General features: G+C 72.2%; 14 protein-coding genes. 7 read left to right on the top strand and 7 right to left on the bottom strand.

Translation table 11 applies throughout. The features are described 5' to 3' along the window. Positions 1-6 precede the first annotated feature (6 nt). The gene (locus ACZ6ZN_RS32130; protein WP_451877417.1) at positions 7-1,650 is read right to left on the bottom strand and encodes a solute symporter family protein; all 1,644 of its coding nucleotides are present in this window, start codon (positions 1,648-1,650) and stop codon (positions 7-9) included. Then, a complete protein-coding gene (locus tag ACZ6ZN_RS32125) occupies positions 1,647-2,003 on the bottom strand; it encodes a DUF485 domain-containing protein (RefSeq protein WP_398111696.1) in 357 nt (118 codons plus the stop codon). Before ACZ6ZN_RS32125 ends, ACZ6ZN_RS32130 begins: the two co-directional genes overlap by 4 nt. A gap of 262 nt (positions 2,004-2,265) precedes the next feature. On the opposite strand from ACZ6ZN_RS32125, the gene ACZ6ZN_RS32120 reads away from it, so the two are divergent. The 7 genes from ACZ6ZN_RS32120 to ACZ6ZN_RS32090 all read left to right on the top strand — a co-directional run bounded on the left by ACZ6ZN_RS32120 (position 2,266) and on the right by ACZ6ZN_RS32090 (position 10,635). Then, complete coding sequence (locus ACZ6ZN_RS32120) at positions 2,266-3,795, top strand: S8 family serine peptidase (protein ID WP_469651685.1); 1,530 nt, start codon at positions 2,266-2,268, stop codon at positions 3,793-3,795. 68 nt (positions 3,796-3,863) lie between these two features. Continuing rightward, positions 3,864-5,384 carry a S8 family peptidase gene (locus ACZ6ZN_RS32115; protein WP_398111694.1) on the top strand — a complete coding sequence of 507 codons (1,521 nt, stop codon included), beginning with the start codon at positions 3,864-3,866 and terminating at the stop codon, positions 5,382-5,384. Positions 5,385-5,752: 368 nt separating this feature from the next. Beyond that, complete coding sequence (locus ACZ6ZN_RS32110; protein WP_398111693.1) at positions 5,753-6,745, top strand: DEDDh family exonuclease; 993 nt, start codon at positions 5,753-5,755, stop codon at positions 6,743-6,745. A gap of 101 nt (positions 6,746-6,846) precedes the next feature. Further along, entirely contained in the window at positions 6,847-7,080 is a 234-nt protein-coding gene (locus tag ACZ6ZN_RS32105; RefSeq protein ID WP_279545926.1) for a hypothetical protein, read from the top strand. Positions 7,081-7,129: 49 nt separating this feature from the next. After that, a complete protein-coding gene (locus tag ACZ6ZN_RS32100) occupies positions 7,130-7,927 on the top strand; it encodes an SURF1 family cytochrome oxidase biogenesis protein (protein ID WP_469651682.1) in 798 nt (265 codons plus the stop codon). A 153-nt stretch (positions 7,928-8,080) separates the two neighbouring features. Then, positions 8,081-9,874 (top strand): glycoside hydrolase family 15 protein, encoded by a 1,794-nt coding sequence (locus ACZ6ZN_RS32095; RefSeq protein WP_398111690.1) that lies wholly within the window; start codon positions 8,081-8,083, stop codon positions 9,872-9,874. A gap of 5 nt (positions 9,875-9,879) precedes the next feature. Next, positions 9,880-10,635 (top strand): SDR family oxidoreductase, encoded by a 756-nt coding sequence (locus tag ACZ6ZN_RS32090; protein ID WP_451877413.1) that lies wholly within the window; start codon positions 9,880-9,882, stop codon positions 10,633-10,635. A 24-nt stretch (positions 10,636-10,659) separates the two neighbouring features. Here ACZ6ZN_RS32090 and amaP read toward each other — a convergent pair whose 3' ends face one another. Genes amaP through ACZ6ZN_RS32065 form a run of 5 tightly spaced genes read right to left on the bottom strand, consistent with a single transcriptional unit; the run spans position 10,660 to position 13,015 of the window. After that, positions 10,660-11,247, bottom strand: coding sequence for an alkaline shock response membrane anchor protein AmaP (gene amaP / locus ACZ6ZN_RS32085; protein ID WP_398111688.1), 588 nt, complete (start codon positions 11,245-11,247; stop codon positions 10,660-10,662). Then, positions 11,244-11,930 (bottom strand): DUF6286 domain-containing protein, encoded by a 687-nt coding sequence (locus tag ACZ6ZN_RS32080; RefSeq protein WP_469651680.1) that lies wholly within the window; start codon positions 11,928-11,930, stop codon positions 11,244-11,246. Before ACZ6ZN_RS32080 ends, amaP begins: the two co-directional genes overlap by 4 nt. Then, positions 11,927-12,301: an Asp23/Gls24 family envelope stress response protein gene (locus ACZ6ZN_RS32075; protein ID WP_469651678.1), complete on the bottom strand. Its 375-nt coding sequence runs from the start codon at positions 12,299-12,301 to the stop codon at positions 11,927-11,929. Before ACZ6ZN_RS32075 ends, ACZ6ZN_RS32080 begins: the two co-directional genes overlap by 4 nt. A 5-nt stretch (positions 12,302-12,306) precedes the next feature. Beyond that, positions 12,307-12,489, bottom strand: a complete 183-nt coding sequence (locus tag ACZ6ZN_RS32070; RefSeq protein WP_398111685.1) for a hypothetical protein — start codon at positions 12,487-12,489, stop codon at positions 12,307-12,309. Positions 12,490-12,538: 49 nt separating this feature from the next. Next, positions 12,539-13,015 carry an Asp23/Gls24 family envelope stress response protein gene (locus ACZ6ZN_RS32065; RefSeq protein WP_398111684.1) on the bottom strand — a complete coding sequence of 159 codons (477 nt, stop codon included), beginning with the start codon at positions 13,013-13,015 and terminating at the stop codon, positions 12,539-12,541. Between the last annotated feature and the right edge of the window lie 39 nt (positions 13,016-13,054).

Here is a 13,054-nt window from a genome sequence, read left to right as displayed (position 1 = left end):
TCGTGCTCAGTGGGCTCCGGTGCCGGTCAGGGACCTGACCTCCAGCTCCGCGTACTTCTTGGCGTCGGGCTCCTCCTTGGACAGGACCGTGCCGAGCCAGCCCATGAGGAAGCCGAACGGGATGGAGATGATGCCCGGGTTCTTCAGCGGGAACCAGGCGAAGTCGACCTCGGGGAACATGGCCTTGGGGTCGCCGGAGACGACCGGCGAGAACAGCACGAGGCCGACGGCGACGATCAGGCCGCCGTAGATCGACCACAGGGCGCCCTGGGTGGTGAAGCGCTTCCAGAACAGGCTGTAGAGGATCGTCGGCAGGTTGGCGGAGGCCGCGACGGCGAAGGCGAGGGCGACCAGGCCGGCCACGTTCAGGTCGCGGGCCAGGGCACCCAGGCCGATGGAGACGATGCCGATGAACAGGGTCGCCCAGCGGGCCGCGCGGACCTCCTCGGCGCCGGACGCCTTGCCCTTGCGGATGACGTTGGCGTAGATGTCGTGCGCGAAGGACGACGAGGAGGCCAGGGTGAGTCCGGCGACCACCGCGAGGATCGTCGCGAAGGCCACCGCCGAGATGGTGGCGAGCAGGATCGCGCCCCAGGCCGAGTCGACCCCGCCCAGGTGCAGGGCGAGCAGGGGCGCGGCCGTGTTGCCGGAGGGGTTGGAGGCGATGATCTCGTCCTGGGAGATGAGCGCGGCGGCGCCGAAGCCGAGGGCGATGGTCATCAGGTAGAAGGCGCCGATGATGCCGATGGCCCAGTTGACGGACTTCCGGGCGGCCTTGGCGTTGGGCACCGTGTAGAAGCGGATCAGGATGTGCGGCAGGCCGGCGGTGCCGAGCACCAGGGCGATGCCCAGGGAGATGAAGTCCAGCTTGGAGGTGCCGGTCGCGCCGTACTGGAGGCCGGGCTCCAGGAAGGCGGCGCCCTTTCCGCTGTTCTCGGCGGCCTTGCCGAGCAGGTCGGAGATGTTGAAGTCGAACTTCAGCAGCACCAGGAAGGTGATGAGGATCGTGCCGCCGATGAGCAGCACGGCCTTGACCATCTGCACCCAGGTGGTGCCCTTCATGCCGCCGATGGAGACGTAGACGATCATCAGGACGCCGACCAGGGCGACGATGAGGATCTTGCCGGCGTCGGAGGTGATGCCGAGCAGCAGCGAGACGAGGACGCCGGCACCGGCCATCTGGGCCAGCAGGTAGAAGATCGACACGACGATCGTGGAGGTGCCGGCGGCGGTGCGGACCGGGCGCTGGCGCATGCGGTAGGCCAGCACGTCGCCCATGGTGTAGCGGCCGGAGTTCCTGAGCGGCTCGGCGACCAGGAGCAGGGCGACGAGCCAGGCGACCAGGAAGCCGATGGAGTAGAGGAAGCCGTCGTAGCCGAAGATGGCGATGGCGCCCGCGATGCCGAGGAACGAGGCGGCGGACATGTAGTCGCCGGAGACGGCGAGGCCGTTCTGGAAGGCGCTGAACTGGCGGCCGCCGGCGTAGAAGTCGGCCGCGTCCTTGGTCTGGCGGCCGGCCCAGATGGTGATGCCGAGGGTGGCGAGGACGAACAGCGCGAACAGGGTGATGATCAGCGGGCGGTGCTCGCTGGCCTCGTTCGCCGCCAGGACGTGCTGGTGGGCGAGGAAGGTCTGCTGTGCGGGGCTCATGCGCCGCCCTCCATCCGGGTCTTGATGGCCTCGGCCTTGGGGTCGAGCTTCGCGGCGGCGTGCCGCGAGTACCACCAGGCGATGAGGAACGTGGTGACGAACTGGGCGACGCCGAGGACGAAGGCGACGTTGATGTTGCCGAACAGCTCGGTGCCCATGAAGCCGCCCGCGTAGTTCGACAGCAGGACGTACAGCAGGTACCAGGCGATGAAGGCGATGGTCAGCGGGAAGGCGAAGGAGCGGTAGGAGCGGCGCAGTTCACCGAACTCCGCGCTCTCCTGCACCTCGGCGAACTCCTCGGGTGAGGGGAGTGTGTGCTGCTCTTTCGAGGGGGGCGGTGCGTCGGTGGCCACGGGGTCTCCTCGCAAGGACGTAAGCGATGGGAACGGGGACGGAGGCGAGGACACCGGGGGACCTCGCGCTCCTTGTTCAACGTCACGGCGGCACGGGAGAACCGGTTCAACCCGGCGGCGTTCTTTCCGAGAACCTTCCGACAAAACGTTGCTGGCCAGCGAGAGGCCGGGATAGCTTCGCCCTGCACCACCCCGTCATGTACCTGCCCGAGCACCACCTGTGCCTCGGGCCGGTTTCGTTTCCGGAGGATGTGGAGACCCCATGTCTCACTTGCGTTCCAGACGCCGGCTCGCTCTCGCCGTACCGGTCGTGCTGTCGCTGACGGCCTCGCTGGGCTTCCTGCCCGCCGCCGCGTCCGCGGCCCCGCAGGCGGAGCGAGCCACCCGGACGGCGGACGCGCCGACGCTGGTGTACGTCGTCAACACCACGGTGGACCGGCACACGATCGCCTCGGTCAAGAAGGCGATCGGCAAGGCCGGCGGCTCGGTCGTGGCGGCGTACGAGCGGATCGGCGTCCTCGTCGTCCACTCCTCGAACGCCGAGTTCGCCGCGACCATGCGCACGGTCCGCGGCGTGCAGTCGGCCGGCGCCACCCGCACCGCTCCCCTGACGCCCGCGGGGACGACGGACGAGGGCGCGGTCGAGTACCTCAGCGCCGCCCAGGCGGAGCGCACCCGGGCCGCTTCCACCGAGACGCCCGGGAGCGAGCCCCTCGAGGCGGATCAGTGGGACCTGCGCGCGATCGGCGCCGACAAGGCCGCCACGATCAACCCGGGCAGCCGCAAGGTGACCGTCGCCGTGATCGACACCGGCGTGGACGACACCCACCCCGACATCGCCCCCAACTTCTCCCCCGGCCAGTCCGCCAACTGCGCGGGCGGCAAGGCCGACACCACCGAGGGTGCCTGGCGGCCGTACACGCCCGAGGACTACCACGGCACGCACGTCGCGGGTGAGATAGCCGCGGCCCGCAACGGGGTCGGCGTCGCGGGCGTCGCGCCCGGCGTGAAGGTGTCCAGCATCAACGTGACCGACAAGGCCAGCGGGCTCTTCTACCCGGAGAACGTCGTCTGCGCGTTCGTGTTCGCCGCCGACCACGGCGTGGAGATCACGAACAACAGCTACTACGTCGACCCGTGGCTGTACAACTGCGAGGGGGACCCGGACCAGCGGGCCATCGTCGACGCGGTCAACCGGGCCCAGCTGTACGCCCAGAAGAAGGGCACGCTGAACATCGCCTCGGCGGGCAACTCCAACCACGACCTGGACGCCGACGCGATCGTCGACACCACCAGCCCGAACGACACCACGCCCGTCGAGCGGACCATCGACCCGCACGAGTGCTTCGACATCCCGACCCAGTTGCCGGGTGTCGTCACCGTCAGCGCGACGGGCGTCGACAACCTCAAGTCGTACTACTCGACGTACGGCAAGGGCGTCGTGGACGTCGCCGCGCCGGGCGGCGACCGCCGCTACCAGATCCCGGACACGCCCTCCAAGGACGGCCGGATCCTGTCCACGCTGCCGAACGGCGCGTACGGCTTCCTCCAGGGCACGTCGATGGCCTCGCCGCACGTCGCCGGTGTCGCCGCGCTGCTGAAGTCGAAGCACCCCTGGGCCCCGCCGGCCGTGCTGCAGGCGCTGCTGAAGGCACAGGCCGACCGCACCGCCTGCCCGGAGTCCTACGACCAGGACGGCAACGACACCCAGGACGCGGTGTGCAAGGGCGGCCCGGCCGTCAACGGCTTCTACGGCCACGGCATCGTCAACGCGCTGCGCGCGGTCAAGTGACCTCTCGCCGCGCGCACTTGCGAACCATCCGCACCATCAGCTCGTACCGTGAACGAACTGGAGACACCATGACCGCGCCGCACGCGCGCTACCGCCGCGCCGTCGCCATCCCGGCCGGGATGGCCATGGCCACCGCCCTCGCCTTCCTGCCGAACACCGTCGCCACGGCCGCCGAGGACGCCCCCGCGGCCGTCTCGGCCGACGCGACGCCGCTGAGCTACGTCGTCAACGTCGCCCCGGGCCACGGCACCTCGGCCTCCGTGAAGAAGGCCGTCGCCAAGGCCGGCGGCACGATCGTGACGTCGTACGACCAGATAGGCGTCATCGTCGTCCACTCCTCGAACCCGGACTTCGCCAAGACCATCCGCACGGTGCGCGGCGTGCAGTCGGCCGGGGCCACCCGCACCGCGCCGCTGCCCTCGGCGACCACCGGCGACCTGGGCTCGCCGAAGGTGCTGAGCGCGGCCGAGGTCGCCGAGGCGGAGGCGGCGGAGGGCCAGGACCCGCTCGAGGGCCTGCAGTGGGACCTGCCCGCCATCAAGGCGGACAAGGCGCACGAGAAGTCGCTGGGCAGCAAGAAGGTCACGGTCGCCGTGATCGACACCGGTGTGGACGACACCCACCCCGACATCGCGCCGAACTTCGACCGCAAGGCGTCGGTCAACTGCGTGTCGGGCAAGCCGGACACGGCCGACGGCGCCTGGCGGCCGAGTGCGGCGGAGAGCCCCCACGGCACGCACGTCGCCGGTGAGATAGCCGCGGCCAAGAACGGCGTCGGCATGACCGGTGTCGCGCCCGGCGTGAAGGTGTCCGGCATCAAGGTGTCCAACCCGGACGGCTTCTTCTACACGGAGGCCGTGGTCTGCGGCTTCGTGTGGGCGGCCGAGCACGGGGTCGACGTGACGAACAACAGCTATTACACCGACCCCTGGTACTTCAACTGCAAGAACGACCCGGACCAGAAGGCGCTCGTGGAGGCCGTCACGCGTGCCTCGCGGTACGCGGAGAAGAAGGGCGCGGTCAACGTCGCGGCGGCCGGCAACGAGAACTACGACCTGGCCTCCGACGAGATCACCGACCCGTCGTCCCCGAACGACACCACCCCGGGCGACCGGGTCGTCGACCCGTCCGAGTGCCTGGACATCCCGACGCAGCTGCCGGGTGTCGTCACGGTCGCCTCGACCGGCGCCAAGGGCCTGAAGTCGTCCTTCTCCAACTACGGCCGGGGCGTCATCGACATCGCCGCGCCCGGCGGTGACTCGACGGCCTACCAGAAGCCGGAGCCGCCGGCCACGAGCGGCCTGATCCTGGGCACGCTGCCGGGCGGCAAGTGGGGTTACATGGCCGGTACGTCGATGGCGTCCCCGCATGTCGCGGGCGTCGCCGCCCTCATCAAGTCGACGCACCCGTACGCCCCGCCGGCGCTGGTGAAGGCGCTGCTGTACGCGGAGGCCGACGCCAAGGCGTGCACGGACCCGTACGACATCGACGCCGACGGCAAGGTCGACGCGGTGTGCGAGGGCCCGAAGAACCGCAACGGCTTCTACGGCTGGGGCGTCGCCGACGCGCTGGACGCGGTGACCAAGTAGGACCGCGGACCGGGTGGGCCGCGCACGGCCCACCCGGTCCACCCGGTCCACCCGCTGGTGACGGCACCGCGGGTCGGACGGCCCGCATCTCGCCGGACGTCACCGCCAGTGCCCTGCGGGCGTCGAGGGCCGCGACCCGGTACGGGCTTGCTTCTTGGTGATCTCCACCAACTCGCTTCCGGACAAACCCCCCATAGGGTTCCGGAGGGTTGTCGACGCCGGGACACGGCGGGCGCGGCTGACCGTCGATCAGACGTACGCCCCGCGAACGGACAGACCGGACAAGCCGCCTGAGGGGGCGTCGGGACGGCGAGCCCGGCGCACCTGGCGGACGGCGGTGTCAGTCGCGGCCCGTATCCTCGTGAACCATGCTGGATGACCTGACGACCGCCCTGTTCTCCGCCACGGCGTGGCCGGCCGCCTACCCCCGGGGATACGCGGTCGTCGACGTGGAGACCACGGGCCTGGCCCGGCACGACCGCATCATCTCCGCGGCCGTCTACCGGCTGGACGCCCGCGGCGAGGTCGAGGACCACTGGTACACGACGGTCAACCCCGAGCGCGACCCCGGCCCCGTCTGGATCCACGGCCTGACGAGCGAGGCACTGGAGGGCGCTCCCCTCTTCGCGGACATCGCCGAGGAGTTCGCGGCCCGGCTGACGGACCGGGTGCTCGTCGCGCACAACGCCGTCTTCGACTGGCAGATGATCGCCCGCGAGTACGCCCGCGCCCGGCGGGAGGCCCCGGTGCGGCAGCGGCTGTGCACCATCGCCCTGTCCAAGGAGCTGGGGCTGCCGCTGCCCAACCACAAGCTGGAGTCCCTCGCCGCGCACTTCGGCGTGGTCCAGCAGCGGGCACACCACGCGCTGGACGACGCGCGGGTGCTGGCGGAGGCGTTCCGCCCGAGCCTGCGGACCGCCGCGGCGCGGGGCGTCCGGCTGCCGCTGCACGAGTGCCTGCCGCTGACCGAGTGGACGGACCGGCCCGTCACGCCCCGCATCGGGCAGCAGGCGGCCTACGGCGGCCACCGGCAGGGCGGCTGGCGTCCCTCCCGCAAGCGCCCCGCCTGCCCGTACCCCAACCCCGGGCGCTACGAGCCGGGCGGGCGGCTCAAGCAGGGCATGCGGATCGCCTTCTCCGGCGACACCTCCACCGAGCGGGAGCTGCTGGAGGACCGTGCGACCGAGGCCGGGCTGCACGTGGCCACGAGCCTGTCCCGGCTCACCAGCCTGCTCGTCACGAACGACCCGGACTCGGGCACGTCCAAGGTGGTCAAGGCCCGCCAGTTCGGCACACCGGTCGTGGACGAGGCGGCCTTCGGGCAGCTCCTCGCGGACGTGGAGCCGGCAGCGCCGCAGTGAGCGCGCCCGCACACCGCACCGACCGTACGGACGGGTGATTGCCGGGCGACTCGCCCGGCCGCCGCTCGCCCGCGCGGGGACGACGGCCCACCCTGTGGCGCATGGCGACCTGTGAGGTTTGTGGCAATCAGTACGGAATGACCTTCGAGGTGCACGCGCAGGGCGCGGTGCACGTCTTCGACTGCTTCGCCTGTGCGATCCACCGCATGGCCCCCATCTGCGAGCACTGCCGGGTGCAGATCATCGGCCAGGGCGTCGACGTCGACGGCCAGTGGTACTGCGGCGCCCACTGCGCCCGGGCGGAGGGAAAGGTGGGCATTGTCGACAAGGTGTGAACCGGTACCCGCCTGATTGCACCCCACGACCGAGTTGTACGGTCGTGGGGTGTACCGCTTCCTCATGTCCCGGCAGTGGGTGATCCTCGTGCTGGTCGCCCTGCTCCTCATCCCCACGATGATCCGCCTGGGCATATGGCAGATGCACCGCTACGAGGAGCGGACCGCCCGCAACCAGCTGGTCACCGACGCCCTGGCGGCGAAGCCGGTGCCCGTGGAGTCGCTGACCGGCCCGGGGCACACCGTCACCAGCGCCGAGCGCTACCGCACGGTGATCGCCCAGGGCCGCTTCGACGCCGAGGACGAGGTCGTGGTGCGCCGCCGCACCAACTCCGACGACGAGGTCGGCTACCACGTGCTCACCCCGTTCGTCCTGGACGACGGCAAGGTGCTGCTGGTCAACCGCGGCTGGGTCCCGGGCGATCGCAGGAGCCAGTCCGCCTACCCGAAGGTCCCGGCCCCGCCGGGCGGTGAGCTGACCGTGCGGGGGCGGCTGATGCCGAGCGAGACGACCGAGGCGAGCGGGATCAAGAACCTCCAGGGCCTGCCGGACCGGCAGGTCATGCTGATCAACAGCGAGCAGCAGGCGCGGCGCCTGAAGGCGGAGGTGCTCGGCGGGTACATCGCCCAGACGGCGCCCGAGCCCGCCGGCGACACCCTTGAGCCGCTGGGCGACCCGGGCAAGGAGGACGCCGCGCTGAACTACGCGTACGCCGTCCAGTGGTGGCTGTTCGCCGCCGCCGTCCCGGTCGGCCTGGTCGTCCTGGCCCGCCGGGAGGCCCGGGACCGGGGCCAGGCGGCGAAGGAGACCACGTCCGGCGAGGCGGCGGAACCGGCGGCGGTCTGAGGCGTCGGTCCGAGGCGGTCCGCCGCTCCGAGGGGGCGGTCCGAGGCGCCGTCGGCCCTCCCCCGCTGAGTGGGGTCCACGCCGTCGGGAACATGTCACCCACAGGGGCCTCTGCCCTGATTGCGGCGCCGACTTGCCGGGAACCCGCACTGCGTGCACCCCCGTATCGAGGACTACGCGCTCATCGGCGACGAACAGACGGCGGCCCTGGTCTCCACGGACGGATCCGTGGACTGGCTGTGCCTGCCCCGGTTCGACTCCGCCGCCTGCTTCGCCAAGCTGCTCGGCGACGAGGACAACGGCCACTGGCGCATCGCCCCCGTCGGGGCGGACCGCTGCACCCGGCGCGCCTACCGCCACGACACCCTCGTCCTGGACACGGAGTGGGAGGTGGAGCAGGGCGCGGTGCGGGTCACCGACCTGATGCCGCAGCGCGACCAGGCCCCCGACCTCGTCCGGATCGTCGAGGGTCTCGACGGCGAGGTGACGCTGCACAGCGTCCTGAAGCTGCGCTTCGACTACGGGTCGATCGTCCCGTGGGTGCGCCGGTCCGACGGCCACCGCGTCGCCGTCGCCGGCCCCGACTCGGCCTGGCTGCGCAGCGAACCGGAGGTCCACAGCTGGGGCGAGGACTTCGCCACGCACGCCGAGTTCACGGTCAAGAAGGGGGAGAAGGTCGCGTTCGTCCTGACCTGGCACCCCTCGCACGAACCGCGCCCGGCTCTGGTCGACCCCCACGAGTCCCTGCGCCACAGCGTCGAGGACTGGCGGGCCTGGGTCGCGCACTGCCGCTACGACGGGCCGTACCGCGACGAGGTGGTGCGCTCCCTGATCACGCTCAAGGCGCTCACCTACGCCCCGACCGGCGGCATCGTCGCCGCCGCCACCACCTCCCTGCCCGAGGAGCCCGGCGGGGTGCGCAACTGGGACTACCGCTACTGCTGGCTGCGCGACGCCACCCTCACCCTCAACGCCCTGCTCGCCGCGGGCTACCAGGAGGAGGCCGAGGCCTGGCGGAACTGGCTGCTGCGCGCGGTCGCGGGCGACCCGGCCGACCTGCAGATCATGTACGGGGTGGCGGGCGAGCGGCGGCTGCCCGAGTTCGAGCTGCCCTGGCTGTCCGGCTTCGAGGGGTCCGCGCCCGTGCGGATCGGCAACGACGCCGTGAACCAGCTCCAGTTGGACGTCTACGGCGAGGTCATGGACTCCCTGTCGCTGGCCCGCGAGTCGGGGCTGTCGCCGCAGCCCGACGTGTGGGCGCTGCAGCGGGCCCTGATGGACTTCCTGCGCACGCACTGGCGGCAGCCGGACGAGGGGCTGTGGGAGGTGCGCGGCGGCAGGCGCCAGTTCGTGCACTCGAAGGTGATGGTGTGGGTGGCCGCCGACCGGGCCGTGCGCACCCTGGAGGCCCACCCGGAGCTGGACGGCGACCTGGACGGCTGGCGGGCGCTGCGCGAGGAGGTGCACCGCGAGGTCTGCGAGAAGGGCTACGACGCCGAGCGCAACACCTTCACGCAGTCCTACGGCTCGCGTGAGCTGGACGCCGCCCTGCTGCTCATCCCGCGCGTCGGGTTCCTGCCGCCGGACGACCCGCGGGTGATCGGCACCATCGACGCGGTCCGCGAGGAGCTGGAGCACGGCGGCCTGCTGCGCCGCTACAGCACCACCCCGTCCGACGTCACGGAGGTCGACGGCCTGCCCGGCAGCGAGGGCACCTTCCTGGTGTGCTCGTTCTGGCTGGCGGACGCGCTGCACATGGCGGGCCGGACGAAGGAGGCCCGGGAGCTGTTCGAGCGGCTGGTGGGCCTGGCCAACGACGTCGGCCTGCTGTCCGAGGAGTACGACCCGGTGGCCGGCCGGCAGCTCGGCAACGTCCCGCAGGCGTTCAGCCACATCGGCCTGGTGCACACCGCCCTCGCCTTGTTCGGGGAGGACGGGGCAGGATAGGGGCCATGGATCTTGGACTGAAGGACCGGGTGTACGTCGTCACCGGGGCCACGCGCGGCCTCGGTCACGCCTCCGCGCGCGAGCTCGTCGCGGACGGGGCGAAGGTGGTCGTCTCCGGGCGGGACGAGGAGAGCGTGGCGAACGCGGCGGCCGCGCTGGGACCGAACGCGGTCGGGGTGGCCGTCGACAACGCCGATCCGGAGGCGGCGGAACGGCTGATCACTGCCGCGCGCGAGCACTTCGGCCGCTTCGACGGCGTCCTGGTGAGCGTGGGCGGGCCGCCGGCCGGTTTCGTCGCCGACAACACCGACGAGCAGTGGCAGACGGCGTTCGAGTCGGTGTTCCTCGGCGCGGTGCGGCTGGCCCGCGCCGCGGCGGCCGAGCTGGACGCCGGGGGTGTCGTCGGGTTCGTGCTGTCCGGGTCGGTGTACGAGCCGATCCCCGGCTTGACCATCTCCAACGGGCTGCGCCCCGGGCTGGCCGGGTTCGCCAAGTCGCTGTCCGCGGAGCTCGGACCGCGCGGGATCCGGGTGGTCGGGGTGCTGCCCGGGCGGATCGACACGGACCGGGTGCGTGAACTGGACGCGCTGTCGGCGGACCCGGAGGCCACCCGGGCGGCGTCGGAGTCGCGGATCCCGCTGCGGCGCTACGGGGCGCCCGAGGAGTTCGGCCGGGTGGCCGCGTTCCTGCTGTCGCCCGCGGCGTCCTACCTGACGGGGGTCATGGTGCCCGTCGACGGCGGCGCCCGGCACGGCTTCTGAGCCGCCCGCCGCCCCGGGCCGGTCTCAACTGACCCGTTCGGCCCCGTGCTTGACGCCCTTCAGCCGCACCTCGGCGGGCAGCGACTCCAGACCGGCCGAGGCCCGGGCGTGGGTCAGGGGGCCGGCGGCGAAGTCGTGCAGCGCCGTCCCGGGGTCCACGTGCGGCTCCAGCGCGAGGCGCACCCGGGCCTCGGGGGTGCTGTGGCGGCCCGTCAGACGGGCCTGGGCCCGGCCCACACCGTCGATGTGGGCGGCCTCCTGGGTGAGGACGTCCTCCACGGCCCGGCCGCGCAGCAGGGCCCCCTCGCCGTCGCCGGTGTCGACGAGGACCTCGGCGAGGCGGCGGCGGCGCAGCACGGCGACGAGCCACCACAGGGCGAGCAGCAGCAGGACGGCCAGCGCGGCGATGACGACGGGCCACCACCAGCTCTCGTCCTGCCAGCGGGTGCGCTCGGCCTCGCTCAGCAGCACGTCGTGCCGGTCGTGGTGGATCCACCACGAGGGCACGGGCGCGCCGAGGCCCACGGCCAGGACGGAGCCGCCCAGCACCAGCAGCACCAGGCCCACCAGTGCGAGGAACACGCGGTCGACGATCCTGAGCACCGCTCTCACCCCTTCCGGCCGGGCCGCCGCACCCGCACCTTGAGCGCGGGCGGGTGGGACAGGCCCAGGCCGCCGACCGCTCCGGTGAGCACGTCGTCCAGGTCGGTTCGTACGTCGTCCAGTTCACGGAAGTGCGACTCGGCCCGCACGGCCGCCCGGCGCCTGCGCACCTTCACCCGTGCCGACTGCACACCGGGCACCTCCATGGCCCGGTCGCGCAGGGCGGTCGCGGCGGCGTCCCGGTGCAGCCCGGCCCGTACGTCGGGATGGGTGCGCCGCATGGGGAGCACGGACCGCAGACCGGGCGTGCAGGCGAGGACCAGGAGCCAGAGCCCGAGGGCGGCGGCGACCCCGGCCCCGACGAGCACCCAGGTGTCGTCCAGGGGCAGTTCGGCGAGCTGGTCGGCCAGCTCGCGGCGCCAGTACATGCCCGGCCGGCCGGCGCGGACGGAGACGATGTCGTAGAGGAACAGTCCGGCGAGGCCCAGCAGGAGCAGGGCGACGATGCCCGCCGGGACGCGGCGCGCCGACCAGAAGCGGCCCGCGCGGCCGGTCGCCTTCTCGGGGGCGGGCTGCTGCGGTCCGTCACCGGGCGGCGTCTCCCCGGGGCCGGGGCCGTTCCCCTGCGCCTCCACGACCGGCAGGCGTCGCGTGTCGTCCTGCGACGGCTCGGAGCCGTGGGGCCGGCTCATCGCGTCCTCCCCTGTGCCGCGCCCAGGGCGGGGGCCAGGTGCAGCCGCTCGACGTGGACGACGACCTCGGGTACCTCCATGCCCACCAGGGTGCCCACCCGTTCGGCGACCCGCCGGCGCACACGGCGGCACCGGTCGCCGATGTCGCACGGGTAGTCGAGTTCGACGTGCACCCGGACGTGGGCGACGTCGTGGTGCACCACCACGGTCGCGGAGGGCGCCCCGGCGGACGGCGGCAGTGTCCCGACGGCCTCGCGGGCCGCCTGTGAGGCGACCTTGGAGACGACCCGGTCGGCGATCCGGGTCGCCCCGCGCTCCCCCGGCGGCACGACGGCCGGGGATCGTTCGAGTTCACCGGCCCCCGCGCTCATCGGTGTCACCGCCGCCGTTCACGGGTGCGGAAGAAGTCGCCGAGTTCCATGTCCCCCTCCAGGAACCGGCCGACGACGAAGCCGACGGCGCCCAGTGCCGCCACCAGCAGGAAGGCACCGAATCCACCGAAATATCCGGCGAACGCCAGTGCCATGCCGGCGATCATGCCGGCCACGGCCATGCTCATGCGCTCCTCAGCTCCTCAGCCTGTGTGGGGTCGTCCGTGGACCGGTGGCTCACTGGATCCGGCGTTCCGGCTCTTCCTCCTCCTCGTCGGGCAGCTTCACGTCGCTCACCGCGATGTTGACCTCGACGACCTCCAGGCCCGTCATCCGCTCGACCGCGGTGATGACGTTCTCCCGCACGTCGCGGGCGACATCGGCGATCGACACGCCGTAGTCGACGACGATCTCCAGGTCGAGGGCCGCCTGCACCTCGCCGACCTCGGCCTTCACGCCGCGGGTCACGCCCGACTTCTGACCGCCCGGCACACGGTCGCGCACGGCGCCGAAGGTGCGGGACAGGCCGCTGCCCATGGCGTGCACGCCGTCCACGTCCCGGGCGGCCAGGCCCGCGATCTTCTCCACGACGCCGTCGGCGATGGTGGTCCGGCCCCGGGAACCCGGGTCGCCACCGCCGTGCTTGGCCAGCGGGCTCCTGCGCGCCGCCGCCGACTCGCTCTCCCCGCCCCGGTTCTCCGTCATGTCAGTCATCGCCGTACGTCCTTTTCGGTCGTCGTCCTGAGACCCACG

It is taken from the genome of Streptomyces sp. NPDC053665, assembly GCF_055585285.1.
Note: the sequence above shows the minus strand (reverse complement) of the source record. Positions and strands in the feature narration are given on the sequence as shown.

Bases quoted from the DNA above. Each gene is read 5' to 3' on its own strand.
- ACZ6ZN_RS32130 (WP_451877417.1), bottom strand. From the start codon at position 1,650: ATGAGCCCCGCACAGCAGACCTTCCTCGCCCACCAGCACGTCCTGGCG.
- ACZ6ZN_RS32120 (WP_469651685.1), top strand. From the start codon at position 2,266: ATGTCTCACTTGCGTTCCAGACGCCGGCTCGCTCTCGCCGTACCGGTC.
- ACZ6ZN_RS32115 (WP_398111694.1), top strand. From the start codon at position 3,864: ATGACCGCGCCGCACGCGCGCTACCGCCGCGCCGTCGCCATCCCGGCC.
- ACZ6ZN_RS32110 (WP_398111693.1), top strand. From the start codon at position 5,753: ATGCTGGATGACCTGACGACCGCCCTGTTCTCCGCCACGGCGTGGCCG.
- ACZ6ZN_RS32105 (WP_279545926.1), top strand. From the start codon at position 6,847: ATGGCGACCTGTGAGGTTTGTGGCAATCAGTACGGAATGACCTTCGAG.
- ACZ6ZN_RS32090 (WP_451877413.1), top strand. From the start codon at position 9,880: ATGGATCTTGGACTGAAGGACCGGGTGTACGTCGTCACCGGGGCCACG.
- ACZ6ZN_RS32080 (WP_469651680.1), bottom strand. From the start codon at position 11,930: ATGAGCCGGCCCCACGGCTCCGAGCCGTCGCAGGACGACACGCGACGC.
- ACZ6ZN_RS32075 (WP_469651678.1), bottom strand. From the start codon at position 12,301: ATGAGCGCGGGGGCCGGTGAACTCGAACGATCCCCGGCCGTCGTGCCG.
- ACZ6ZN_RS32070 (WP_398111685.1), bottom strand. From the start codon at position 12,489: ATGAGCATGGCCGTGGCCGGCATGATCGCCGGCATGGCACTGGCGTTC.
- ACZ6ZN_RS32065 (WP_398111684.1), bottom strand. From the start codon at position 13,015: ATGACTGACATGACGGAGAACCGGGGCGGGGAGAGCGAGTCGGCGGCG.